The following is a 25,541-nucleotide window of genomic DNA, read 5'->3' as shown; positions in this document are numbered from 1 at the left end:
GGTGAAAACTGCATATGAAAATTTACAACGTTAAAATAAAGACCATGGACAGCGACAGACGTGTTATTGAAAACGGCTGGGTGGAGATAACAGACGGCATAATTTCCGCCGTAGAAAGCGGCTCTCCCGAAGCTGTCACAGCCGAGGACATAGACGGCAACGGCAGAACAGTTTACCCTGGTTTTATCGACATTCACACACATCTTGGACTATCCACAAGCGGCGTAGGCATGGAGGGCGAGGATTTCAACGAGGAATCTGAACCATGCACAGCTCATATCCGCATTGTTGACGGCATAAACCCTATCGACTATTCCTTTGAGCTTGCAAGAAAAGCAGGCGTAACTTGCTGTCTTGTATCCCCAGGCTCAGCAAACCCAGTTGCAGGCAGTATTGCGGCAGTAAAAACCTATGGCAAGCGAATAGATAAAATGCTTGTAGGCACAGTTGGAATGAAATTCTCAATGGGTGAAAACCCTAAACTCACCTATTCTGACAAAGAGGACGCCCCCTACACCCGAATGGCAGTGGCAGGCATAATAAGAGAAGCGCTTATAAAGGCGCAGAAATACGGTGAAGCGGTCGAGCGTGCAATGGGAAGCGAGGAGGATATGCCTGAGTTTGACATGAAGTCGGAGGCTTTGCTCCCTGTTCTCAGAGGCGAAGTCAAGGCGCATTTTCACTGTCACAGGGCAGACGATATTTTCACCGCCATAAGGATAGCGAAAGAATTTGAGCTTGACTATGTGCTTATACACTGCACTGACGGTCATATCATAGCTGACGAGCTTGCAGAGGAAGAAGCAAGCTGTGTGATAGGTCCTGTAATATGCGACAGGTGCAAGCCTGAAATGGCAAATCTGACCCCAGCCAATGCCGGCATACTTTCTTCTCACGGCATAAAGGTAGCTATCTGCACCGACCACTCAGAAGTGCCGGTAGAATATCTGCCCTTGTCAGCGGCAATCGCAGTAAAGAACGGACTTGACTATGAAAAGGGCATTGAAGCTATCACCTGCACAGCGGCAGAGATAGCAGGCATTTCCGACCGAGTAGGCTCTATAAAGACAGGGCTTGACGCAGACCTCACCCTGTTCAGCGGCGACCCACTTGATGTAATGGTATCACCTGACATGGTGATATGCGGTGGACAAATAATTTGATATGATACCAATGCGGAACGGTTTTCGTTTCGCATTTTTTATTTGTACTTGTGTTATCCGCACTTTGTTATGCACTTTACAAACCATGTAGGGGCTGATGCCCTCGACAGCCCGCACCTGTTTGCCTGTCCATTCTTGCGGTAGCCATACCAAGTTCGGCACATTGTTTCAAAATGCCATACGGCACATATACACAATATTGCGAAACATAACCACTAAAAATTATTGCACAAACCCCGATAACCCCACAAATGGCGGTAGGGGCGAACAGCGTTCGCCCGCCTTTATTCGCCTACATGGTTTGTACAAATTCAACCTCCCGCAACTCCTCGAAACGGGACGTCGTATTTCTGCAAAGCAGAAATTGCGCTGCTCCCCTACAGGTATTCGGGCAAGTTTCTGCCGCCGCAAAATCGCTTTGCTCTTTGCGGATATACGTTCTGCTTTGGGATAGAATAGCGGTGCAGATTGTGTTACTCCGATATTTCTTTTGTCTGATATCTTATTTCTATATGCTTTTAATACTACAATCTGCACCTAGTCGGCTATCGCCGAATGAGGCTCTGCCTCATACTCCGCTAGGGGCTTTGCCCCTAGACCCCACAAGCCCTCCAGCGCCGAGCTTGAGCGTGCGCTTTATCTCTCGCTTCGCTCGGTGCTTGGGGGCAGCTTTGCTCATTCCTCATTCCTCATTCCTAACTCCTCGCTTGATCGTTTCTTTTACTTAAAATGCACAAAAATGCTTGAAAAATATCAAAAAATTTGCTATAATATTATTGATTATATCCGTATGCTTCAACAGCACCGAAAGGGAGTGACTTTTTTGCCGAAATTTGAAAGCGGTATGGAAAATATGGCGGATATGTTCGTCTTTGAAACAGGCGACCTTCTGGAAAAGTTGGACGAGATCCTTATGCGCACCGAGCAGGAAGACTCTATCTCCTCCGACGATATCAACGAGATATTCCGTACCATGCACACTATTAAAGGCTCTGCCGCCATGATGAGTATGCACAATATGTCTACCCTTGCCCACTCAGTTGAGGATCTCTTCTACATTATCCGTGAAGACCCTACTGTGAAATATGACAAGCCTGCTCTCTATGAGCTTCTTTTCTCAGCCTCCGATAACCTTAAATCTGAGCTTGATTCACTCTATGACGACGCTCCGCTCACCGATTTTTCAGAGCTTGAAAATAAGATACACGCCTTTGCTGCCACCATGAAAGGTCAGCCTGCCACAGACAGTTCCGATACTTCCTCAGCCGATACCGACACCTATGAGGGGCTTTTCCCTGATGATGAAAAAGAGGGCGTCCTCACCTATAAGGTCACATATTCCGAAAGCTGTGCAATGCCTGATATGCGTGCATTGGTGCTTTTGCGTGCTTTAGGTAAAATGTGCGAGGTAATAAAAACTTTCCCTGAGGATCTTGACGCCGACAATGCAGGGGACGAAATATCCAAAAAGGGACTTTACATAAAGCTTATCACCGATGACCCGAATGGCGTTCTTGACCTTATGAAAAACGCCGTGAACGTTGACAAAGCCGAGCAGGCGAAAAAGCCTGAGCAACCTGCTAACGCAGCCAAAAAACCTCAGCCTGCCCAAAAGTCTGCTCAGCCTGCAAATGCAGTCCCCAAAAAGCATGCCGAAAAGCATGAGCAGTCCATGATATCCGTCAAGCTTGATAAGCTCAACAGGCTTCTTGATCTTGTGGCTGAGATCGTTATAACTGAAGGTTCTGTTATCTCCTCTCCCGACCTGAAAAAAGCCGAGATAAACCTTGACCGCTTCAATAAATCCTCCCGTGAGCTGAAAAAGCTTACCGATGAGCTTCAGGACGTTGTAATGTCCATACGAATGGTGCCTGTTTCCACAGCATTTCAGAAGATGAACCGTGTTGTCAGAGATATGAACCAAAAGCTCAAAAAGAACGTTACTCTTGTGTTTGAAGGGCAGGAAACGGAAGTGGATAAATCTATCGTAGATATCCTCAATGACCCCCTTATGCACATTGTGAGAAACGCAGTTGACCACGGCATAGAAGACCCCGAAGTCCGTGCAAAAGCAGGCAAGACCGAGCCTGCCACAGTTACTCTGAGCGCAGGCTATGACTCCAACGAAGTGGTTATCTCCTGCCGTGACAACGGTGCAGGAATGGATACCGCAAAGCTTATGGCGAAAGCCAAGAAAAACGGTATGCTCACCAAGCCTGAGAATGAATATACCGACAAAGAGATATTCAATTTTGTTGTGGCGGCAGGCTTTTCCACCAATGATAAAATAACCGAATATTCAGGCAGAGGCGTTGGAATGGACGTTGTAAAGAAAAACCTTGAGAAAGTCGGCGGAAAGCTCTATGTTGACTCCAAGTTTGGCGAAGGCTCTGTCTTTACTATCAGGATACCACTTTCTCTGTCTATCCTTGACGTTTTAAGCGTTGACGTAGGGGGCGAGAATTTCTCTCTGCCTGTTTCCGCAGTTTCCGAAGCTTTCTCCTGCAAAGCCGAAAGCTTTATCACCGACCCCGAGGGCAACGAGTTTATAATGCTCCGTGAAAAATGCCTGCCTCTTATCAGAATGAGCGACCATTTTGATATACCAAATGCCGAAAAGGACGTAACAAAAGGCATAATGCTCTGCTGTAAAGACGGTGGCAAGGAAGCCGTCCTCATGGCAGACAGGATAACAGTTGACCAGCAGGTGGTAGTAAAACCGTTCTCACCACTCCTTGACGCCTATCCCCTCAAGGAATCAGGCATGGCAGGCTGTTCGGTCCTCGGTGACGGCAGCATAACCATAATACTTGATATGAAAGAATTTCTCGGCAATTATGACTTCCGAAAGGGTGAATAAAGATGTCAGAACAGGATATAAACGAATTTTGTCAGAAGGGCGGAAAAATACTCTCCTTTGTTTCTGATGAAAAATATTACGCCTTTGAGGTAAAAGATGTCACCGATATAATAGGGCTTCTCCCCGTCACAAGGCTCCCGAAAACACCAAAGTTCATAAAAGGCGTTATAAATCTGCGAGGAAAAGCCGTTCCCGTGATAGATCTCCGCCTGCGTCTTGGACTGCCCGAAGGGGAGTATGACAACAGAAGCAGTACCATAGTGATAGAAGTCGGCTCAAATCAGGCTGGCATAATATGCGATAAGGTCTTGGACGTTGAGGATATCCTCCCCCAGCAGACCGCCGTGTCGCCCGTAAAAAACAGCCTTGTAAAATGCTTTATAAACGCAAACAACAAAAACATATCCCTGCTTGACCCTGATATTCTGGTCAGAACAAACAGGTAAAACATAATAACAAGGAGGAAGAGGAATGCTGTCACGTCTTGAGATCTCTCAGTCAGACTTTGACGAGCTTACTGCATTCATAAAAGAAAAATACGGTCTTGACCTTGCAAGGAAAAAGTCTATCGTTGAAAGCAGGCTGAGCAACTATGTATTGGACTGCGGCTTCAACAGCTTTTCAGAATATCTCAGCGCCGTCTACAGCGATGAAACAGGCAGAGAAACTGCCAACCTTATAAACCGCCTTACTACCAACCATACATATTTCATGCGTGAAACGGACCATTTCCAACACTTCATGGAGAAATTTCTTCCCTATGCCGAAAAAAACGTCCTCGACCATGATATGCGTATATGGAGTGCAGGCTGTTCATTCGGCAACGAACCATATAATCTTGCCATGTGTATGGACGATTATTTCGGCTTTGACCGCCGTTTCTGGGACTTGAAAATACTTGCCACGGATATCTCCCTTAACGCACTGCGTTCTGCCAAAAACGGCATTTATACCAGTATGTCCATAAAGAATATCCCCGAAGATTGGCGTAAAAAATATTTTCACCCATATTCAAACACAAAGGATCTCTGGCAGGTCAGCGATACAATAAGGCAGAATGTTGAGTTTCGCTACCACAATCTTATGGATGATTTCACTTTCAAAAAGAAATTCGACCTTATCGTCTGCCGTAACGTCATGATATATTTTGACGACGATACAAAAGCCGAGATATGCAGAAAATTCTATGACGCAATGGAGGAGGGCGGCTATTTTTATATCGGTCACGCAGAATCAGTGCCGAAGTATATGCCTTTTGTAAAAGTTGCCCCTGCAATATACCGCAAGCTGGGAGGGGATAAAAAATGACGCCTCTCTTTCTTGTGATAACCGAAAACAAAGCCTTTGCACAGCTTTGCAGAAAAGCCCTTACAAACGCAGGCTTCCAAAGCTCAAAGCTTGCCTCAGCGTGTCTTTGCAACGGCAGAAAAAGCGTCACTGCCATCTCCCCCGACTATGTTCTTCTCGACGGCGATTGCCAAGACAATATGGACGATTACATCATAAGCCTTGCCCCACGATATTCTGTGCCTATAATCTTTCTTACCATTCAGCATAACAATAAATATCCCATGATGCAGGCAGGTGCCATAGACGTCGTATATAAACCTGACGGCACTCCGTCTGATAACGAGCGTTTTCAGAAACGCTTTACCGAAAGCATACAGCGCCTTGAAAAAGCAAGAGCTAATTCTGTTGTGCATATACCTGCCATAAATACCTCCGGAATAATAGCCATAGGCGGTTCAACAGGCTCAACGGAAGCCCTGAAAGCTATACTCAAAGACCTCCGCCACGACCTGCCCCCTGTAGTGGCAGTCCTGCATATGCCTGCAGGCTATACAAGGATATATGCCGAACAGCTATGCACTGAAACCGGTCACAACGTTGTGGAAGCCAAAAGTGGTCTGTATCTCAGCCAGGGCATGGTGGTAATAGCGCAGGGCGGTCAGCACCTTAGATTGTTCAGGGATAAAAAAGGCTATTTTGTCACCTCTGAAGCAGGTGTAAAGGTTTCAGGTCACTGTCCGTCAGTTGACGTGCTTTTTGACTCTGTGGCATACAGCGCAAAGCGTAACGCTATAGGCGTTATCCTCACCGGCATGGGCTGTGACGGTGCAAAGGGTATGCTCAACATGAAGAAAATGGGAGCATATAATATCGGACAGGACGCAGAAAGCTCCATAGTCTATGGTATGCCCAAAGCCGCATATGAAAACGGCTCAGTGTCAAAGCAATGTCCCCTTGACAAGATAGCGCAGGAGATACATTATCGCATCGACAGCGGATTTTGATAAAAACAAAGCGCAATACATAGCATACCTGTGTAGGGGCGAACAGTGTTCGCCTGATATCTGCAAGCAGGATAGCAAAATGGTATTGTTTCAAGATAAGGAGGGATAGCTGTGGAAAACAGCAGATATCTCATTTTCACCTCAGCAGGGCGAAGCTTTTCACTGCCCTTTGAGGATATAAAAATAATCATAGCGGCGCAGACCCCTACTCCCGTGCCTGATTTTCCCGACTATGTTCCGGGAACAGTGGTGAACGAGGGCGAGGTAGTGCCTGTCATAGACCTGCGCAGACGTTTCCGCTATGAGCCAAAAGGGATCTCCGACAGAGATTGCATAATAATCACAATGGGCGAAGAAGTTTCCGTAGGGCTTTTGTGCGACAGCGTAACAGGCTTCACGGATATTCCCGAGGATAAGCTGTGTAAAGCCCCAAACGTCAACGAAGAAGCCTGCGCAGATTTTTTAAAAGGAGAATTTCTTCTGGAGGGCAAGCCATGCTATGTCCTTGACAGCGAAAAAGTAATAAAGCTCAGCGACCGTGAAAAGGTAGCAAATACAGAGCGAAAGGATAAATAAAAATGAGAGAGATAAACGTTTCAGAAGTAGAAGAACTTGTAAGAGATCTGTGCATAAAAGCTAATCTGTATCTTCCTGAGGATATGGAAAGCTGTATAGAGTGCAACGCCAAGAAAGAGCAGTCCCCGGTGGGAAAGAACGTCTTTGCTGATATCCTTGACAATATGAGAGTAGCAAGAGAAGAAACTATCCCTATCTGTCAGGACACAGGCATGGCAGTTATCTTCATGACCATAGGACAGGACGTGCATTTTGTAGGCGGTTCGCTGAATGAAGCCATAAACAAAGGCGTAGCAAGAGGCTATACAGAGGGCAGACTACGCTGTTCCATAGTATCCGACCCATTGGAAAGAGTAAACACAGGGGATAATACACCGCCTGTTGTGCATCTTAAAATAGCAGAGGGCGAAAAGGTAGAAATAATGGTGGCACCAAAGGGCTTTGGCAGCGAAAATATGTCACAGCTTAAAATGATGACCCCGTCAGTTACCGAGGACGAGATAGTGGATTGGGTAGTGTCAGTTTGTGCAAAAGCAGGCTCTAACCCATGTCCGCCAATAGTCATAGGCGTAGGCATAGGCGGCGACTTTGAGAAGTGCGCATACCTTGCAAAGAAAGCACTGTGCAGAAGCGTGTCGGAAAGAAATCCAAAGGAACGTTATGCAAAGCTTGAAGCGAAAATGCTGGAGAAGATAAACCTCCTTGGCATAGGACCGCAAGGCTTTGGCGGCACACAGACCTGCCTTGCAGTAAATATAGAAGAAGCACCGACCCATATCGCAGGCCTGCCGGTGTCAGTGAACGTAGGCTGTCATGTGACAAGACACGCAAGCGGAGAGATATAAGGGCATAATGTGGGGACGAACAGAGTTCGCCCGCATTTTCCACAGCACGCACATCTTATTATTCATCAAACAGGCTCCTACATCTTATTCGGGCAAGTTCTTCCGCCACAAAATCGCTCCGCTCTTTGCGGATTTACATTTGCTAAGGGATAGGGAAAACGGTGCAGATTTTTGCTCCGATATCACCTTTGTTTAATATCGGACTTTCATGTGCTTTTTTCTCATTAAATCTGCACCTAGTCGGCTTACGCCGAATGAGGCTCTGCCTCAAACTCCGCAAGGGACTCTGTCCCTTGACCCTGCAAGCCCTCTAACGCCGGGCTTGTGCCTGCGTTTTACCTCTCGCTTCGCTCGGTGCTAACTTTTACTTTGTGCTTGTGCACAACTCTGGTCAGCTTTGCCAATTCCTCACTCCTCACTCCTCATTCCTCATTTTTACATCTTTTCTCCACAACACCAATACCCCGATAACATTCGGCACTGCCATAAGTCCATTGAAAATATCCGACACCCCCCACACAAGCTCCATGCTCCACATCGTTCCAATGCACCCACAAGCTATAGCCATGATCCTATAGATCATATCGCTCCGTGGAAAAAGATATCTCCAAGCCCTCTCCCCTATGAAAAACCACCCTGCCACTGTCGCTAATGCAAAAAGTATCAGCGAACCTGACATGAAATACTTCCCCGCTCCCCCAAGAGCAGCATTGTAAGCCCTCACTGCCATATCCTCCCCCGTGAGGTCAGTGCCGCTTATTATTATCACCACAGCCGTCAAAGTGCATATGACAAAGGTATCTATAAAAACCTCAGCCATTGCCCATGTTCCCTGCAATTCAGGCGACTTTATCCTGCACGAGCTGTGTACTGCCACCGTCGAGCCTAAGCCTGCTTCGTTTGAAAACGCTCCACGCTTTAACCCCTCCACCATGGAAAATATTATCGTCCCTGCCACCGAGCCTGTTATGCAGGCTGTGGGGCAAAAGGCGTTTTTTACTATCATTGCTATCGCTCCTGCGGCTTTTAATGGGTGAAATATTATCACTCCCAAACTGCCGCCTATGAAAAGCACCGCCATTATCGGCACAAGCTTTTCGCAAAGACAAGCTGCTGAGTTTTTTCCCACAGCTACTAAAAATACGAAAATAAGCACCACAAGTGCAAATATATATGAGGGTATCCCCAACCCCTCTCGGGCAGCCGCAGCCGCCGAACCCGTCTGCACCATGTTGCCCATTCCAAGGGACGCACCCACCGTAAAAACTGCAAACAAAACAGCCGTGAGCTTCGTTCTGCCTATCTTTTCGAGATAAGCCGCCGCACCGCAAAGCTTTCCGTCAGAGCATCTCACTCCCAGATAGTTTTCGCAGTAAGCAAGCCCCATTCCGAAAAATGCAGATACCCACATCCAGAATACCGAGCCTGCACCCCCTATCCTGATACATTCCCCCACGCCCACCACCGAGCCTGTTCCTACAGTTGCCGCAAGCGCCGTGGAAAATGTCTGGAACTGCGAGAGAGAATCGCTTTCGGAGCTTTCTTTTTTAAACAGCGTAAAAACCGTTTTCTTCATTATTTTTAAAATGTGTATCTGTGGAAATCCAAGCTTTATGCTCAGATATATTCCGCCCCCAAGCAAAAGTATCAAAAGCGGAACGCCCCACAAAAACGAATTTATCTTGTTTATTATAGCCGTAAGTTCCATAGCTTTCCCCCGAAAACACTTTTTTCGTGCAAATAATTGCCTTATAAATGATATGATATAAAAGGGAGATTAATTCTTGAAAACTGAGATAACCATACATACAAATACGCAAAAAAACAAACAGCGAGGTGAACGTCCTCAAATGCACAGATATAAGCCCTCAAAAATACCGCTTTTTATCTTCTGGGCTATCCTTGCGGTAATATTGTTTCTTATCCGCTATGCGGTCAATCTCATAGAAAAACTTATCCCATTTTCCGTGAATTATATCCTTATGCCAATGTGGATAATCGCCGCACTTTTTTGCCTGCTGGTGCTTCCCTTTTATTTCATCAGATCTTATTTCACCGTCAGCTCAAAAGAAGTCACCGCCTTTACAGGGCTTTTCTTTACCATGCGGCATTTTATGCCCACCTCGGCGATAAAATCAGTCACAACTATCATAACCCCACTGGGCAGTATAACAGGACTTAACTTCGTTGTCTTAAACGCCTTGGGCGCAAGACTTCTTATACCTTTTATGAGCCGCCGTGATGCCATGGAAATATCCGCCATAGTAAACAGCTCCATACGAAACAGAGAACGCAAAGAAGACTAGATACCAAAGACAGGAAAGGTTTAAATGAGCCGCAGAGAAACTATCAAGGAAAAAAGAAGCTGGCTGAAGAATTTCTTCACCCACCGCCAGCACCCTATAATGATATTATCTTATACAACTAAATATATGTGGCTTCTTGCTATCCCTCTTGCCAAGTATCTCATAGCCGCAAAATTCAACTTTCAAAGCTGGTTTCAGGCACATTGGGTTGATATCCTCACTATCACATTTATCTTCGGCTACGCTTTCCTGCGCTGGATATTCGTCTACTATGAGCTTGAAGAAGATTGCATCATAGCCCACACAGGTTATTTCGGCATAACACGAACTAAGGTCTATTTTGCCGAGATAAGCTCATTGTCACTGTCACAAGGATATATTTCCAGACTTATACATTCCTGTGCCGTGTACATAGACACCGATGCAAAATCACTGCAAAATGCAGATATAATGCTCACCCTTACAAAAAAACGAGCCTTTGAGCTTTATCATTTTGCCACCGCCAAATGCAAAAACAAACCTAAATATGTCTACAACTCAAAGAAAAGCCTGCTCGTTATATTCTCTCTTATCTTTTCATCAACTCTGTCAGGCATGATAATCGTTCTGTCGGTACTTTACGAAGCATATAGGATAGTAGGACGAGAGGCGGAGGAACAAATACTCCGCAGAGTGAATACAGAGATAGCAAAAGTTCCGGTGCTTGCAGAAGTACCTGAATATATCCTTATCGCAGGCGGTGTGCTGGCAGGAGGCTGGCTCATATCATTTCTGTCGAATCTAATGCGCCACTGGAATTTTTCCTGCACACGCTGTGCCGACCTTTTCATAATCAGAAGCGGAATAGGCACAAGACGCAGACACGTCCTCTATAGAGATAGAGTAAACTATATCGACCTAAGACAATCATTGCTTATGAAGATATGCAAAATAACCTCTGTGTCTGCCCACTGTACAGGATACGGAAAAAGACGGCTTGAAATATCAGCACTTATACCGATAACGACAAACGGACAGGTTGACCGCTCCCTGAAGATGCTCATGCCGAAAATACCGCCGGTGAAAAGCGACATCTCCACAGGAAAAGCCGACCTTGGAAGATTTATAACGATACCGCTCATATGCACGTTTATACCCATCGTATCAGGAAGAGGAGCGCTTTACTTTTTCCCTAACTGGAAAAGAGAAATAACCATACTTGTTATACTAACTACCATACCATTGCTGTGGCTCGTGATAGTCAAGGCGGCGGCAGCGTTCACAACGTCAATAGGCTTTGAAAACGGGTATTGTACATTGTCATATTGTAAATGGTATAGCTTTCATAAATCAATAGCCGCACTTGACAGAGTGTCAATGGTAACGGTCATGCAAAATCCGTTTCAGAAGATAAGCCATACTTGTGCCGTGAGAGTTTATACCAATTCGGAGAGTACAGACTATCATACTGTAAAGGGACTTAATTATGATAAGGTTATAAAATTGTTGAACAGGAATGGGTATGCGGTGTGAAAAATGAGGAATGAGGAATTAGCATAGCAGACCAAAGTTACCCCCTCAGCACCGGGCTAAGCGAGCAAAAGGTCCAGGGACACGTCCCTGGTCAGGGTCAAGGGGTGAAACCCCTTGTGGGTACAGGGCAAAGCCCTGTCGGAGTTTGAGGCAGAGCCTCATTCGGCGCAAGCCGACCAAGCGGTGCAGAGTAAAGCAAAAAAGCATATAGAAGTAGTGCTTTATTATAAATGTATATCGAAGAAACAAAATCTGCACCGCTTTTCTATCCTCCTGCACAAAGTAAAATCCGCAAAGAGCGAAGCGATTTTGCGGCGGTAGAACTTGCGACCATAATGTAGGTGACGGCGCCCCCTATATTATGGTTTGTAAAAATGTACCAAAACGTGCGGATATGCAGGGTTTGACAGACGACCGACACGGGCGACCAGAGGTCGCCCCTACACAGTTTGATAAACAAATATCATCAGGGACGACCACCTCGTCCCCGATTTTTTTATTCAAAAAAATTTTTTTCACTGCAACATTTCAGTGAAAAATATACACTTATATTATGACGGACGACAGGGGGGGATCAGATTGGACAAAAAGGGAAGAAAAAAGCTCGCAGAACTTGCGGTGAACGGCGATACGGACGCCTTTTCTAAGCTCTATGGAGAGATATATAAGGAGCTTTATTATTATGCCCTCGCTAACCTGCAAAATGCCGAGGACGCCGCCGATGCAGTGCAGGACGCTGTGCTGGACGGCTATATGAGCATCTCCTCGCTGCGGAAAAGCGAAGCTTTCGATAGCTGGATGTTCAAAATTCTGGTCGCCAAGATCAAACAAAAACAAAAGGAATACGCCCAAAGACGCTCTAACCTCGATTATATTAATGAAAGCGACGCAATAATCAAGGACGAAAACGGATTCGAGCGGTGCGAGATCTTAGAAGAGTTTGCTGATCTCAGTGAAGCGGAAAGACTCTGTATATCACTTCACTGTATAGCAGGCTACAAAGGCAGGGAGATAATGGAGATAACAGGTATTAAAGATACGACAGTCCGTTCCCATATATCCAGAGGTAAAGCAAAAATACGCAGTAAGCTGTTTGGAAAGGAGGTGACATGATGAGAAATTTAAGAAAACGCAGAAAGCTTATCAGACAAATGGAACAGGCAAACAAAATTCCTGATAAGCTCATGCCCCAGGAAATAAAAGATATGCTGGACGTGGCAGGCTTCAGACCCGTTATCGAAAATACTCCAAATAGTGCAGAGATAAAAATAAACAGCGGCAGAAGCAACGCCCTGAGATGTCTGGCTGTGGTGGCGGCTTTCGTCCTTGTGGTAGGCGGATTTGCTGTGCTTAGGTTCAGCAATACCCAGTTCATCAAAAAATACCCCAATTCCGCTTCTTCACAGTCCGCTGACGCCTCAGGTCTTGACGGCCTCCGTGGAACGACCTATAAGGGTCTTTACAACTATATAAATAGCAACAGCAAAAACATAGAGGACTTTATAGTTGACAATAGCTATATATTCAAAAATATCGACACTTTGACTGTTGATGACGATGACTATGTGGCTTTGTATAAGCAGGCACTTAGAGATCACCAGCTCACCCCTAACCCCGCTGATATACAGCTCACTCGCTCAGGCGTGGATATCACCCCCACAACAAGCATAGATGAGCTGGAAACAAACATAACCTACGGAAATGCCTATTTCATTACTGACAATGGCGGTATCGACGTTTATATTACCCAAAACGGAAATATCACAAAGTCAGAACAGGATATCTTTGCGGACACTTTCCTTAAAAAAGATCTTGTTAACATTGCCGAATACGAACAGTACGGCTGTAAGTTCGCTCCAAGCGTTGTTGCAATGTATTTGGATAATAACGAGCTTTACGCTTTCTTCGACTTTATCTTACCCGTGAAGGCAGGAAAGAAAAACCTCGATATCGAATACTGCGGAATGTGCGTGTTTGACGTGAGCGACCCTGAGAATATCAAGCTCATAAGCGAGTTTGAACAGCCCGGCGTGCTGGAGGGCATAAGAAAAGTTGACGGAAAGTTTTTCATCGTGTCACGCTACACCCGAGCGGCTTCACTGCTCTTAGACGACCAAAAGCCCGAGGATATCGCACCAGTGCGATACATCAATGGTGAAAAACAGCTTTTTGAAGAAAGCGAAATGTATATCACAGCCAGAGATAATACACCGTCAATGATCCTGCTTTCGTCCTTTGACGGAAAAAATCAAGGCTCATACATGGCTTCAAAGCTTATCGCCTGCGGTGAAAGCAGCATCTTAATGGGAACAGACAACATTTATATTTTAAGAGCATATGGCTTTGAAAAAACAGACGATGATTACAGCACAGTGCCAACAAGAGCGCTTATTACAAGAATAAACTACGGCGACGGCGGCATGGAGCTTAACAAAACCCAGACCGTCACAGGCGCAGACGCCGAGCATATAAGCCACGCCATATCAGGAGATGAGTATAACGGCAGATTGTCGCTGTTCTCAAACGACTCTGCAAACATTTACGATATCAGCACACACAATATCTATTATAGCAGCATTAATATCTGCACCCTGTGGCTTTTTGACAATGACCTTGGCGGCCCTGTGAAAAAGACCCTCACATACGAGGACACTGATTTCGAGAGTGCAAGGTATAGCACGTTCTATCATTCTATGCTGTATGTTTACAGAGATTATTCCTCCGCTTACAGCAATGATGACACTTATCAGGCAGCGAACAATATCCAGCTTGATGAAGTATATGATTTCTCAGACCCAAACAAGATAACTCAGGTGACCCCTGATGATAAAATGATAGCAGTGTCAACGGCAAACAACTTCTTCCATTATGGTACGAACTATAACGATGATATCGCCGTGCGCACCGACAGCACGTCATTCGACTCTTTCAGCGTAAAAATACTCGACAAGAGCAAAACAGAAAAGCAAGAAACCCTTTTATACGGCTCAAGCGGCAAGGGCATAGCGAATGCTAACGGCACAGTGGATCAGGTGCAGGTCTATGACACAGAGGTAGTAAAGAAATTCAACTTCTTCAAGACTATACAGGAATACAAATATCACGAGAAAGAAATGGGAACAACAGTTGACGGAAAGGATATGACCCAAAGATCCGCCAGCACTATTTCTTCAAACTCCATAATAACAGACAACGAAAACGGATATATAGCCATACCATTATATGACGTTACCTCAGTTGGAAAGACCACTAACGGCTACGATCTGGACTGTACCTATTATAATAAAACTGTGGAAAAAATGCTGGTAATGAAATATGACATAGAAACAAAAACTTTCAGCGAGTGTGGAACTATAAAGCTTGACGAATACACGGATTATTATGACGATTATTTCGATCATGCTAACGAAGACGAGATCACGGCTCTGGTCAACAACAATGACCAGAGAGATCGTTACCGCAGTGCATTCGTTCAGGACGGATATATTTATATCTTCTCCGACAGACAGATACGCTCATACAGCTATGCCGATCTCTCAAAACCCACTGACAGTGTAGACATAGTTAAATAGCATTACACCAAATTTCCCCTTTAGCACCCGACGGATAAATTTCTGTCGGGTGTTTTTTTGCTAAAACGTTTTCGTTATTGCACACAAATAAAACCACCGCAAATTGTATAGTATGTACAATAAATGTTCACAGTAATATAACCAATTGAAATTCTGTTTGTGCTAAAATAATATGGTTTTAGGAATAAATATAAGACATAAATAGGAGAAAGAATTATGAAAGACCTAACGAAAGGAAATATCACAAAGCTTATTTTAATGTTCGCTCTGCCCCTTCTGCTTGGCAACGTTTTTCAGCTTTTTTATAATCTTGCCGACACCCGAATCGTGGGACAGACCTTAGGCAAAAACGCCATAGCCGCCCTTGGCGCAACTTCATCAGTGAACACCGTCATAATAGGCTTTCTGAACGGTCTTACAAACGGCTTTGCCCTTGTGACGGCACGCTTTTTCGGTGCAAAAGAGTTTGACCGCCTGAAAAAGTCCGTTGCCCACGCCCTTACCCTCGGTATCGCAACGGCAATAGCCCTCACCGCCCTCAGCCTTGCCTTTATCGACCCACTGCTGAAAGCGTTGAACACGCCTGACAACATCTTTAAGCAGGCAAAAACCTACATAGTAATAATCCTTGCAGGAATGATAATATCAATGTTCTATAACATCTGCGCAGGTATCCTCCGTGCAGTCGGCGACACCGTTTCGCCACTTATCTTCCTTATAATATCAACTATCGCTAATATCGGGCTTGACCTTCTCTTTATCCTAGGCTTTAAAATGGGCGTTGAGGGTGCAGCCTATGCCACCCTTATCGCACAGGGTATCTCAGTTGTGCTTTGTATAATATACATCATTAAAAAACACAAATTTCTTATCCCATCAAAAAGCGACTTCCGCTTTAACCTCAAGCTCGCAGGAGATATGTATGCAACAGGCGTTTCAATGGGACTTATGATATCTCTCGTTGGTATCGGCACCGTTATAATGCAGGGCGCAATAAATATCTTCGGCACTGACATAATAGTCGCCCACACCACAGCAAGAAAAATATCTGAGATCTTTATGCTCCCTATATCAGTTTTCGGTGCGGCTTCAGCAACCTTTTCAAGCCAGAACTACGGTGCAGGCAGGATAGACAGAGTAAAAGAGGGAGTGAAAAAAGCGACCCTCATAACATGGGGCTGGTCTGTTATCGTAATAGCCGCAACATGGCTTTTCACACCATTTTTCGCACACCTTATCACAGGTATCAGCGACCCTGAGATAGTGGGTACAGTGGAAAAATACATGAAAATAAACACAGCATTTTACTTTATCCTCGGCATAGTAATAGTTTTCAGAAACGCACTTCAGGGCGTAGGAGATAAGATAACACCTATAGCTTCAAGCATAATAGAGCTTTTGGGCAAGTTCGCAGTGGCAATGATACTCGCCCCACGCATGGGATATTTCGGCATCATGATAAGCGAACCCCTTGTGTGGGCAGGCATGGCAGTGATGCTAGGCATAGGCTTTGCCGCAAATAAGACCTTCCGTAAAGAGAATATTCCCAATACGGCAGAGCAAATGTAAATAATCCGTTAATTTACATAAAACAGATAGCTCCCTATGTAGAAAAAAGTAAGCCACTATTGATTTTATCAAAGAAACGTGTTATAATTAGTAAAAACATACAATCCAAAAAGTGTGGCTAACATACCATAGACGTGAAAGGGGGAAATGCCTGCAAACGGCAGGCATGACAGAAAAAATGCTTTCAAAAATATTGTCAAAAGAGGAATGTGCAAAGTGCAGGATATGCTGCTGCTTTGACAGCTATGATATATGGGAAACACCATATATCTCACAAACGCTTGCAAGCAAGATATTGCAGGAATATGCCCCTAAGCAGGAATTTATAAAGAAGGAAAACCATTTCTTGTTCAAAATGGATAAGGAACAGAATGCAGACCTGTATTATTGCCCGATGCTGGATAACGAGAAGGGCTGTATATTAGGCGACGACAAACCGTTCGATTGCAGGATATGGCCGCTGAGAGTAATGGCGCTGAATGAAACTAAAGTAATAACATTGTCGCCGGTCTGTCCTACTATGAATGAAAAGTCCATAAAGGAGCTGACGAAAACGGCTAACGAGCTGGCAGATCAGATATTTGAGTATGCAGACGAAAATCCGGAAGCCGTGAAACCGTATCTTGACGGCTATCCAATATTGGTGGTAGAGGGTAAAAAATATAAGGATACCCTCGTATAAAGCAAAGCAGATGAAACACCGAGCGAAGCGAGCAATAAAGCGCAGGCTCAAGCCCGACGCTAGAGGGCTTGTGGGGTCAAGGGGCAAAGCCCATTGCGGAGCTTGAGGCAGAGCCTCAATAGGCGCAAGCCTACCAAGCGGTGCAGAAAAGCAAAAGAAGAAACACAAACTAAAGAACAAAACAAAGCGGTGTCGTAGAACAAACTCTGCACCGCTTTTTCTATATCCTTGTACAAACCTACCCCGCAAAGAGCGCCAGCGATTTTGCGGCAGTAGAACTTTGACGTGGGCGAGTGACCCTACCTCAAAAACAAATAATAAATAAGCCCGTAAAGCACACTAGCCAAAGTGCCGTAAAGAATAACAGGTCCGCTGATAATGAAAATCTTCGCCCCGAGCCCAAGAATATATCCCTCAGTCTTGAACTCAAGAGCAGGTGCTGCCACAGAATTCGCAAAACCTGTTATGGGTACAAGCGTACCTGCACCTGCGTGCTTCGCTATGCGGTCATACCAGCCAAGACCTGTGAGAAGAGCCGATAAAAATATCAAAGTTATTGATACCGACATTGAGGCATTATCCTTGGATAAACCTAAATATAAATACATATCCATAAGCGATTGCCCAATAACACATATAAGTCCGCCAAATAAAAACGCCTTCGGTATGGTCACCCACCACTTTGTCCCCTTTGACGCCTCCTTGTACATCTCGCTGTATTGCGCCTTGCTCAAATTTATATCCATTTTCTTCGCTCCTTTTTTCTATCATGTTTGCACCTATTGTTCCTCAAAAATCAGTTCTTATTCATTTTTTAAGCTGCACTATTTTCGCATGATTTGTTCAATATGTTGCTGTAAGGTTAATATTTTTATATAGTTTCAACAAGTTTTGTATAATGTAAACGATTTATTATAAGGAAATTTGTTTAAATAGTATCTTGAAAAAAATGCGAAAATTTTGTATCATATTCATTAGAGATATTCTATCTTAGGGGCAGTGTAACTGCCATTATTTTTCAGGAGGTTATTATAATGAAAGCTAAAAAAATTCTTGCTGCTGTCACAGCTCTTTCTCTGACAACAGTAGTATTCGCATCATGCGGCGATTCAGCTGATTCTTCAAGCTCTACTGCTGCCGCAACAACTACAACAACAACAGCAGCTACAACTACAACTGCTGCAACAACTACAACAGCTGCTGCCGAGTCTGCTGCTGATTCAGCTGCAACAGACAGTTCTGCTGACACTACAAAAGGCAGTGACTCTGATTACACACCTGTAAAGACATTCGAGGGCTATGACGCATTCCTTATGTTCGGTGACGGAGAGTGGCTCTGGGGCAACTGGCAGGGTCAGGGCGAACCTGACGCAACTCAGGCTTTCGGCGTTGACGCTGACATAACAGGCGACGGTGAGTACACAGTTTCTATCACAAACGCTTCTATAGCTTATGACGATCCGGACGAGGGCATCAACCCACAGATCGCTCTTGACGGCGACTATGCTGTTGGCGCTCAGGGTTGCGTAGTAATGTGCGTTGATATCATCGGTCTTCTTAACGGCGAAAAACTCAAGGGCACAGGCGATCCTAAGACTGATAAAGAAACTCCAGGTAAGTACAACGCTGACGATCTCAAGGTAGAGCTTAAGTCTATCAAGGCTGACGGTCAGGAAGTTGCATTCGATAAAGCTAAGATCAAGTATGGCAACATCGAGGACAACAACAACTGTTACAGAATCGAGATCTACAACGATTACGGCGATACAGCTAAGGATTCTCCTATTGACAAGGACAATCTTGCATTTGAGGACAGCCTTGAGATTACATTCTCTATCGAGGGTCTTTCTGAATAATTTTTCATGAAAACTAAGAGCAGACCGCAATATGGTCTGCTCTTTTGTATTTTTATACATTTTCCAGTGACAAAAAGTGTGACAGATTTTTTTTAAATAGCTGTCACACTTTTATGTTGACATGAAACTAATGGGAATATATAATAATAGTATTATAGTAATTCTATAATATCATCACATATTTTATTAATCCCCTAAGAAAAAAGCTGTGGTACCCTTTCTTACCACAGCTTTTTTCTTTTTTATCCATTTTTGTTATCTATTTCGCCTGACTGTCTGCCACCAGACCGCCGTTATCCGCCATAAGCTTGAATTTTATCTCAAACTCTTTCTCATCACCGCTGTCCGTCTTGCGATATACCTTGCAGGCGACTTCATCTCCTGCCTGCTTTCCTGAAAACAGCGACGCTATATCCACCTCTCCTGCGGTGGACTTTCCGTCTATTTCCGTGATGATATCGCCCTCCGCAAGATCTGTGTTGGCAACGTCACAATCAGAGTTTATGGACACAATACAAATACCCGGCTTTATGCCGTATATCTCAGCAGTGGTGTCGCTGACAGCATAATAAGTCACACCTATCTTTGCTCTGCCTGCCACATAGCCCTTTTCCATAAGCTCTTCGATAACAGGCTTCGCCTCGTCTATAGATACCGCAAAGCCTATGCCCTCATAATCGCTTGAAGCAAGCTTCGATGAGGTTATCCCTATGACCTGCCCCCACATATTGAACAGCGCTCCGCCTGAGTTACCGGGGTTTATGGCTGCGTCTATCTGTATGCAGTTCATTATTATTGACGAGTTTTCAAGCCTTATCCTGCGGTTCACACCTGACACGATACCCTTTGTCACAGTGCCGTAATAGCCAGCCGGTGAGCCGATAGCGACCACCTCTTCCCCTGCATTCACCTGAGTTGAATCACCGAACTCAGCCGCCTGCAAGCCTTGTGCCTGTATCTTTATCACCGCTATATCCGTGGCAGGGTCCTGCCCCACCACCTTGGCTTCATACTCTGAATTGTCGCTTAGAACAACTTTTATGCCCGACTCCGCCGCATTTACAACATGAGCGTTTGTGACGATATATCCGTCAGCCGACATTATAACACCGCTGCCCTGACCTGCCGCAACATATCCACCCGAATTTTTGTAAACCTCTATAGATACCACAGCGGGAGAAAACCCCTTTGCGATACCCTCGGCAGTGTATCTTCCGTCAGCCTGATAAAATTCATCGTCAAGCTTCGGCTTGTCAGCCACAGGAAGCGTAAAGCTTATCTTCTCGTCCCCTGTAACAAGATTTCTCACCCAGCCGCTTCCCCTTATGGAGGTTATTGATATGGCTATTCCGATGCCTACAAAAAGCACCATAAAGCACAGCCTTGCAACTGCGTGGCGCATACGCTCTCTGTGGCGGCTTCTTTTTTTTGCCGAATCAACAGCCGACCAAAAATCTTCGTCCACCTTGTGAGCGGCTACCGCTCCCTCAGGCAGCTTGTAATGCCCAGTTTCTTGGGCTGTATCTTCATTTTCATCATGCAGACGAGGCTGCTCTTCAAACTGCTCCATATGAGCCTCCTAGTCGCCCTCCGCCTTGTTAGGCAGCGTGAACACAAATTCCGTATACTCGTTCTTAACGCTTCGTACCATTATCTTGCCCCCGTGGAGCTTTATGATAGAACGCACGATATTAAGTCCCAATCCAACGCCTGTCTTGTCAAGTCCTCTTGACTTATCGGTCTTATAAAATCTGTCAAACACCAACGGAAGCTCGTCCTCAGACAGACCCTCACCGCTGTTTCTGATAGAAATGCTTGTCATGTTGCCCTCAGGCTCAAAGTGAAACTCTATATAACCGCCCTTGTCAACGAACTTTATGGCGTTCTCTATGAGGTTATACATGACCTGATGAACAAGGTCGTTATCAGCATAAAGGGTCACTCTGTCAACGTCAAGACCCCTTATCTCTATCTGCTTTTCCTCAAGCCTTGGCTCAAAAGTCACAAGGGTATCGACTATCGGCTCAAGTACAGAGAAATACTGCAAATTAGGTTTAAGCTCGCCTGCTTCGATCTTTGCAAGATTGAGCATACTTCTTACGAGCCTTGCAAGTCTGTGTACCTCAGAGGAAATTATCTTAAGATAATATCTCTCCTGCTCCTTTGGTATGGTGCCGTCAAGCAGACCGTCCACAAAACCGCCTATAGACGTCATAGGCGTTCTAAGCTCATGAGAAACGTTCGCAAGGAAGCTGTTTCGCATGGTGTCATAGCTTTTCAGGCTGGCAGCCATATCGTTGAAAGCGTTGCTGAGCTGTTCAAGCTCCGAGGTAGAATAATCAGGCAGCGTAACAGAAAAATCTCCTGCTCCTATCTTCTTTGACACCTCCGCTATCTCTTTTATAGGCTCTGTAAGCTTCAGCGTCATGAAATATACCAGAAACATTACTATGACCAGAACTATTATAGCGGAAACTATAAATATTTCCATTATGTTGTAGGTATAGTCGTCCTGAGCCGCCTTTGAACTGAATGCAAGCACATAATATTCAGGTCCATTCGCTTTGAACGACTTACCTATCACATGATATATAGCATCGAAAGCTCCTCCGAGATCCGAATAAACATACTCGCAATTGTCAGAAAAAGCTTCAAGCTCATGGACAGATATATTATGAGGGCTGCACACAGGATCCTTACTGGAGTTCACAAGCACTGCTCCCGTAGAGTCGCACAAGATAAAATCAGCGTTGCACGCCATTGAATACTGCGTCATCTCATCTGTCACCGACTTTTTCCAGTCGGCAGGCTGAGCCAGCATTTCTTCCTGCGTATATAAAGCAAGAGCCTTGGTGTTTTTCTCCAACAGGCTCTTTTTTTCGTCAATAAAATACCTTGAAGAAACCAGCAGTAATACCGTTCCTAAGCACACAAAGCTTATAAGTATTACTGCTGAACAAATTACAAAGTATTTAAAGAATATGCTTTTACGATTACTCATGCGGTGTTTCAGCGACTTCAAACTTGTATCCTACGCCCCATACAGTTTTAAGTGCCCACTTGTCAGAAACGCCCTCAAGCTTCTCACGCAGACGCTTAACGTGAACGTCGATAGTTCTCGAATCGCCGTAATATTCAAAGCCCCATACCTCATCAAGGAGCTGATCTCTTGTATAAACTCTGTTCGGATTTGAAGCAAGGTGGAACAGAAGCTCAAGCTCCTTCGGCGGTGTGTCAAGCACCTGACCGTTTACTCTCAGCTCATATCTTGTCATATTAACTGAAAGCTTGTCATACTTGACTTCCTTTATCTCAGCTTCGCCTGATGACTGACCTACTCTTCTGTAAACAGCCTTTATTCTTGCGATAACTTCCTTTGTATCGAAAGGCTTTACGATATAGTCGTCAGCTCCAAGCTCCAGACCAAGCACCTTATCAAATGTTTCTACCTTTGCGGTTATCATGATGATAGGCACGTTGGACTTCTTTCTTATCTCACGGCATACCTGCCAGCCGTCTATACCGGGCAGCATAATGTCAAGCAGTATGATGTCAGGCTTAAGAGCGTTGAATTTTACCACTGCTTCCTCACCGTCATGTGCAAGTATTACTCCATAGCCCTCCTTTTCAAGGTAAAGCCTGAGCAGCTCGCAGATGTTCTTATCATCGTCTACTACCAATACTCGTCCAAGCGACATATTTCATCTTCCTTTCGTTTATTTACTTCTTTTCATGCCCATTATTTCAAATTTTCACACTTCTGAAAATTTGAACAAAAGACAATAATTATTCAAATTGATATAAGTATTATAACAAATTCACAAACCCATTGTGTGAATATTTATTTAACTTTTTATTAAATATCATAATTTGCTTTAATTTTAAGCGGACGTCTGCAACAATATGTATATATTTAATTTAATTAATCAATACTTTTGGATTTTATTTACAAAAGCATCGAGGATATTATTTGATTTTTGTAAACTATATCATAAAATATTACCCATTCCATACAAACAGCCTCCGCAGGATAACTACGGAGGCTGTAAATTATATCAGATATTAGTCATGGGAGCTTATTAGTACATACCGCCCATTCCGCCTGCACCTGCTGCTGCGGCTGCCATAGCAGCGTCAGCCTGTGGGTCCTTCTTGTCTGCAACAAGGCTCTCAGTTGTGAGCACCATTGAAGCAACAGAAGCTGCGTTCTGGAGAGCTGAACGTGTAACCTTAGTAGGGTCAACGATACCTGCAGGTATCATGTCAACATACTCAGAAGTATAAGCGTTGAAGCCGTAGCCGACCTTTCTTGAACGGATTATCTTGTCTATGATAACGCTGCCCTCAAGACCTGCGTTCACTGCGATCTGTCTAACTGGTTCTTCAAGAGCCTTGTAAACGATCTGAGCGCCTGTCTTTTCGTCACCGCTGAGCTTGTCAACGAGCTTCTTAACTGCTGGCATAGCGTTGATAAGAGCTGTTCCGCCGCCTGCTACGATACCCTCTTCAACAGCCGCCTTTGTAGCTGCCAGAGCGTCCTCTATCCTCAGCTTCTTCTCTTTCATTTCTACCTCAGTTGCAGCACCGACCTTGATAACAGCTACGCCGCCTGAAAGCTTAGCAAGTCTTTCCTGAAGCTTTTCTCTGTCGAAATCAGAAGTTGTGTTCTCGATCTGTGACTTGATCTGACCAACTCTTGCCTTGATATCGTCGCTGTTGCCTGCGCCGTCAACAATGATAGTGTTCTCTTTCTGAACGACTACCTGTCTTGCTCTGCCCAGCTGCTCCATAGTTGTTTCGCTGAGTTCAAGACCAAGTTCAGATGAAATTACCTGACCGCCTGTGAGGATAGCGATATCCTGAAGCATTTCCTTTCTTCTGTCGCCAAAGCCAGGAGCCTTTACAGCTACGCAAGTGAATGTGCCTCTCAGCTTGTTTACGATAAGAGTTGAAAGAGCCTCGCCCTCAACGTCCTCGGCAATGATAAGAAGCTTCTTGCCAGCCTTTACGATCTGCTCGAGAAGTGGAAGAATTTCCTGAATGTTAGAGATCTTCTTGTCTGTGATAAGAATGTAAGCGTCATCAAGGACAGCCTCCATTTTATCTGTATCTGTTACCATGTAAGGTGCGATATATCCTCTGTCGAACTGCATACCTTCAACGACTTCGCTGTAAGTTTCAGCAGTCTTTGACTCCTCAAGAGTGATAACGCCGTCAGCAGTTACCTTTTCCATAGCCTCAGCAATAAGCTTACCGATATTCTCATCAGCGGCAGAAACAGCACCTACTCTAGCTATCTCATCAGAGCCTTCTATCTTCTTTGAGTTAGCGACGATAGTTTCAACAGCAGTATCTACAGCCTGATCCATACCTTTTTTAAGTACCATTGGATTAGCGCCTGCTGCGATATTCTTCATACCCTCTCTAACAAGAGCCTGAGCAAGCAATGTAGCTGTTGTTGTACCGTCACCGGCAGCGTCGTTAGTCTTAGTAGCGACTTCCTTTACAAGCTGAGCACCCATATTCTCGAATGGGTCGTCAAGCTCAATTTCCTTAGCGATAGTAACACCGTCGTTTGTGATAAGAGGAGCACCGTACTTCTTATCAAGAACTACATTTCTGCCCTTAGGTCCCAGTGTTATCTTAACAGTGTTTGCGAGCTTGTCGATACCGCTCTGCAAAGCTTTTCTTGCGTCTTCGCCAAAAATTATATCCTTAGCCATTGTAAATTACCTCCGTTTATATACTATTTAAAATGCAGTGAAATTAGTCAACAACTGCGAGAATGTCGTCCATTTTAACGATAATGAACTCTTCACCGTCCAGCTTAACATTAGTACCGCTGTACTTAGAGATAAGCACCTTGTCGCCCTTATTAACACCCATAGTAACATCCTTTTTACCAGGGCCTACAGCTATTACCTCTGCGACCTCAGGCTTTTCCTTCGCTGAGCCTGTGAGAATGATACCACTCTTTGTGGTTTCCTCAGCCTCTGTCATCTTAACTACAACTCTGTCCTGCAATGGTTTGATCGCCATGATAAGTTCCTCCTTTTATAATACCTTTTAATATGCTAAATTAGGATCCTTCGTGGTCGCACCTATGTTTTCAGCACTCTCACGATCGGATTATTAGCACTCAGTCTTTCTGAGTGCTAATTATATTTTAGCACCTTTTTCGCAAAATTCAAGTCATTTAAGGTCATTTATGTGATTTTTGTAGGGTTGCACAATATCTATTAAGTCACAAAATGATTTTGAAAGCATATTGTACAATAAATTGTGGAGTATTGCAGGGCTGAAATC

At 44.6% G+C, this 25,541-nt stretch carries 21 protein-coding genes; 14 read left to right on the top strand and 7 right to left on the bottom strand.

The annotated features are described in order from the left end of the window. Nucleotides 1-14: 14 nt before the first annotated feature. The 7 genes from KQH97_RS05810 to KQH97_RS05780 all read left to right on the top strand — a co-directional run bounded on the left by KQH97_RS05810 (nucleotide 15) and on the right by KQH97_RS05780 (nucleotide 7,738). A complete protein-coding gene (locus KQH97_RS05810; protein ID WP_117938332.1) occupies nucleotides 15-1,163 on the top strand; it encodes an amidohydrolase in 1,149 nt (382 codons plus the stop codon). Nucleotides 1,164-1,986: 823 nt separating this feature from the next. Beyond that, entirely contained in the window at nucleotides 1,987-4,023 is a 2,037-nt protein-coding gene (locus KQH97_RS05805; RefSeq protein ID WP_216553351.1) for a chemotaxis protein CheA, read from the top strand. A gap of 2 nt (nucleotides 4,024-4,025) precedes the next feature. Continuing rightward, entirely contained in the window at nucleotides 4,026-4,469 is a 444-nt protein-coding gene (locus KQH97_RS05800; protein ID WP_022288702.1) for a chemotaxis protein CheW, read from the top strand. Nucleotides 4,470-4,494: 25 nt separating this feature from the next. Then, entirely contained in the window at nucleotides 4,495-5,331 is an 837-nt protein-coding gene (locus KQH97_RS05795) for a protein-glutamate O-methyltransferase CheR (protein ID WP_022288703.1), read from the top strand. Next, a complete protein-coding gene (locus tag KQH97_RS05790; RefSeq protein ID WP_216553348.1) occupies nucleotides 5,328-6,317 on the top strand; it encodes a CheB methylesterase domain-containing protein in 990 nt (329 codons plus the stop codon). Before KQH97_RS05795 ends, KQH97_RS05790 begins: the two co-directional genes overlap by 4 nt. Before the next feature lie 111 nt (nucleotides 6,318-6,428). Next, entirely contained in the window at nucleotides 6,429-6,893 is a 465-nt protein-coding gene (locus KQH97_RS05785; protein ID WP_181983469.1) for a chemotaxis protein CheW, read from the top strand. 2 nt (nucleotides 6,894-6,895) lie between these two features. Beyond that, nucleotides 6,896-7,738 (top strand): fumarate hydratase, encoded by an 843-nt coding sequence (locus KQH97_RS05780; protein WP_195519792.1) that lies wholly within the window; start codon nucleotides 6,896-6,898, stop codon nucleotides 7,736-7,738. 415 nt (nucleotides 7,739-8,153) lie between these two features. Here the strand turns inward: KQH97_RS05780 and KQH97_RS05775 are convergent, their stop codons facing one another. Next, nucleotides 8,154-9,446, bottom strand: a complete 1,293-nt coding sequence (locus KQH97_RS05775) for a sodium:alanine symporter family protein (RefSeq protein ID WP_216553345.1) — start codon at nucleotides 9,444-9,446, stop codon at nucleotides 8,154-8,156. A 142-nt stretch (nucleotides 9,447-9,588) separates the two neighbouring features. Here KQH97_RS05775 and KQH97_RS05770 point away from each other — a divergent pair, with 142 nt between their 5' ends. The 6 genes from KQH97_RS05770 (at nucleotide 9,589) to KQH97_RS05745 (ending at nucleotide 17,379) form a co-directional block, all read left to right on the top strand. Beyond that, nucleotides 9,589-10,044, top strand: a complete 456-nt coding sequence (locus KQH97_RS05770) for a hypothetical protein (protein ID WP_046440618.1) — start codon at nucleotides 9,589-9,591, stop codon at nucleotides 10,042-10,044. 24 nt (nucleotides 10,045-10,068) lie between these two features. Next, nucleotides 10,069-11,556 carry a PH domain-containing protein gene (locus tag KQH97_RS05765; RefSeq protein WP_117863616.1) on the top strand — a complete coding sequence of 496 codons (1,488 nt, stop codon included), beginning with the start codon at nucleotides 10,069-10,071 and terminating at the stop codon, nucleotides 11,554-11,556. A gap of 579 nt (nucleotides 11,557-12,135) precedes the next feature. Further along, nucleotides 12,136-12,669, top strand: a complete 534-nt coding sequence (locus tag KQH97_RS05760) for an RNA polymerase sigma factor (protein WP_022288710.1) — start codon at nucleotides 12,136-12,138, stop codon at nucleotides 12,667-12,669. After that, the gene (locus tag KQH97_RS05755) at nucleotides 12,669-15,128 is read left to right on the top strand and encodes a beta-propeller domain-containing protein (RefSeq protein WP_216553343.1); all 2,460 of its coding nucleotides are present in this window, start codon (nucleotides 12,669-12,671) and stop codon (nucleotides 15,126-15,128) included. Before KQH97_RS05760 ends, KQH97_RS05755 begins: the two co-directional genes overlap by 1 nt. A 216-nt stretch (nucleotides 15,129-15,344) precedes the next feature. Further along, nucleotides 15,345-16,697: an MATE family efflux transporter gene (locus KQH97_RS05750; protein ID WP_216553340.1), complete on the top strand. Its 1,353-nt coding sequence runs from the start codon at nucleotides 15,345-15,347 to the stop codon at nucleotides 16,695-16,697. A gap of 166 nt (nucleotides 16,698-16,863) precedes the next feature. Next, nucleotides 16,864-17,379: a hypothetical protein gene (locus KQH97_RS05745; protein WP_242843649.1), complete on the top strand. Its 516-nt coding sequence runs from the start codon at nucleotides 16,864-16,866 to the stop codon at nucleotides 17,377-17,379. A 299-nt stretch (nucleotides 17,380-17,678) separates the two neighbouring features. Here the strand turns inward: KQH97_RS05745 and spoVAC are convergent, their stop codons facing one another. Continuing rightward, nucleotides 17,679-18,125, bottom strand: coding sequence for a stage V sporulation protein AC (gene spoVAC / locus KQH97_RS05740; protein ID WP_022288714.1), 447 nt, complete (start codon nucleotides 18,123-18,125; stop codon nucleotides 17,679-17,681). 288 nt (nucleotides 18,126-18,413) lie between these two features. Between spoVAC and KQH97_RS05735 the strand changes: the two genes are divergently transcribed. Then, complete coding sequence (locus KQH97_RS05735; RefSeq protein WP_216553337.1) at nucleotides 18,414-19,235, top strand: hypothetical protein; 822 nt, start codon at nucleotides 18,414-18,416, stop codon at nucleotides 19,233-19,235. 259 nt (nucleotides 19,236-19,494) lie between these two features. On the opposite strand, the gene KQH97_RS05730 is transcribed toward KQH97_RS05735, so the two are convergent. The 5 genes from KQH97_RS05730 to groES form a co-directional block, all read right to left on the bottom strand. After that, on the bottom strand, nucleotides 19,495-20,805 hold the full coding sequence (locus KQH97_RS05730) for a S1C family serine protease (protein WP_216553334.1): 1,311 nt from the start codon (nucleotides 20,803-20,805) through the stop codon (nucleotides 19,495-19,497). Between the two features lie 9 nt (nucleotides 20,806-20,814). Then, nucleotides 20,815-22,236 carry a cell wall metabolism sensor histidine kinase WalK gene (locus tag KQH97_RS05725; protein ID WP_117863610.1) on the bottom strand — a complete coding sequence of 474 codons (1,422 nt, stop codon included), beginning with the start codon at nucleotides 22,234-22,236 and terminating at the stop codon, nucleotides 20,815-20,817. Continuing rightward, complete coding sequence (locus KQH97_RS05720; RefSeq protein WP_022288718.1) at nucleotides 22,229-22,933, bottom strand: response regulator transcription factor; 705 nt, start codon at nucleotides 22,931-22,933, stop codon at nucleotides 22,229-22,231. The genes KQH97_RS05725 and KQH97_RS05720 overlap by 8 nt, the downstream gene beginning before the upstream one ends. A gap of 381 nt (nucleotides 22,934-23,314) precedes the next feature. Next, complete coding sequence (gene groL / locus KQH97_RS05715; protein WP_117877148.1) at nucleotides 23,315-24,958, bottom strand: chaperonin GroEL; 1,644 nt, start codon at nucleotides 24,956-24,958, stop codon at nucleotides 23,315-23,317. Nucleotides 24,959-25,001: 43 nt separating this feature from the next. Then, complete coding sequence (groES, locus tag KQH97_RS05710; protein ID WP_022288719.1) at nucleotides 25,002-25,274, bottom strand: co-chaperone GroES; 273 nt, start codon at nucleotides 25,272-25,274, stop codon at nucleotides 25,002-25,004. Nucleotides 25,275-25,541 lie beyond the last annotated feature (267 nt).

Origin of the sequence: Ruminococcus sp. MSJ-25, assembly GCF_018917825.1 — a bacterium.
GTDB classification, from domain to species: Bacteria; Bacillota; Clostridia; order Oscillospirales; family Ruminococcaceae; genus Hominimerdicola; species Hominimerdicola aceti.
Note: the sequence above shows the minus strand (reverse complement) of the source record. Positions and strands in the feature narration are given on the sequence as shown.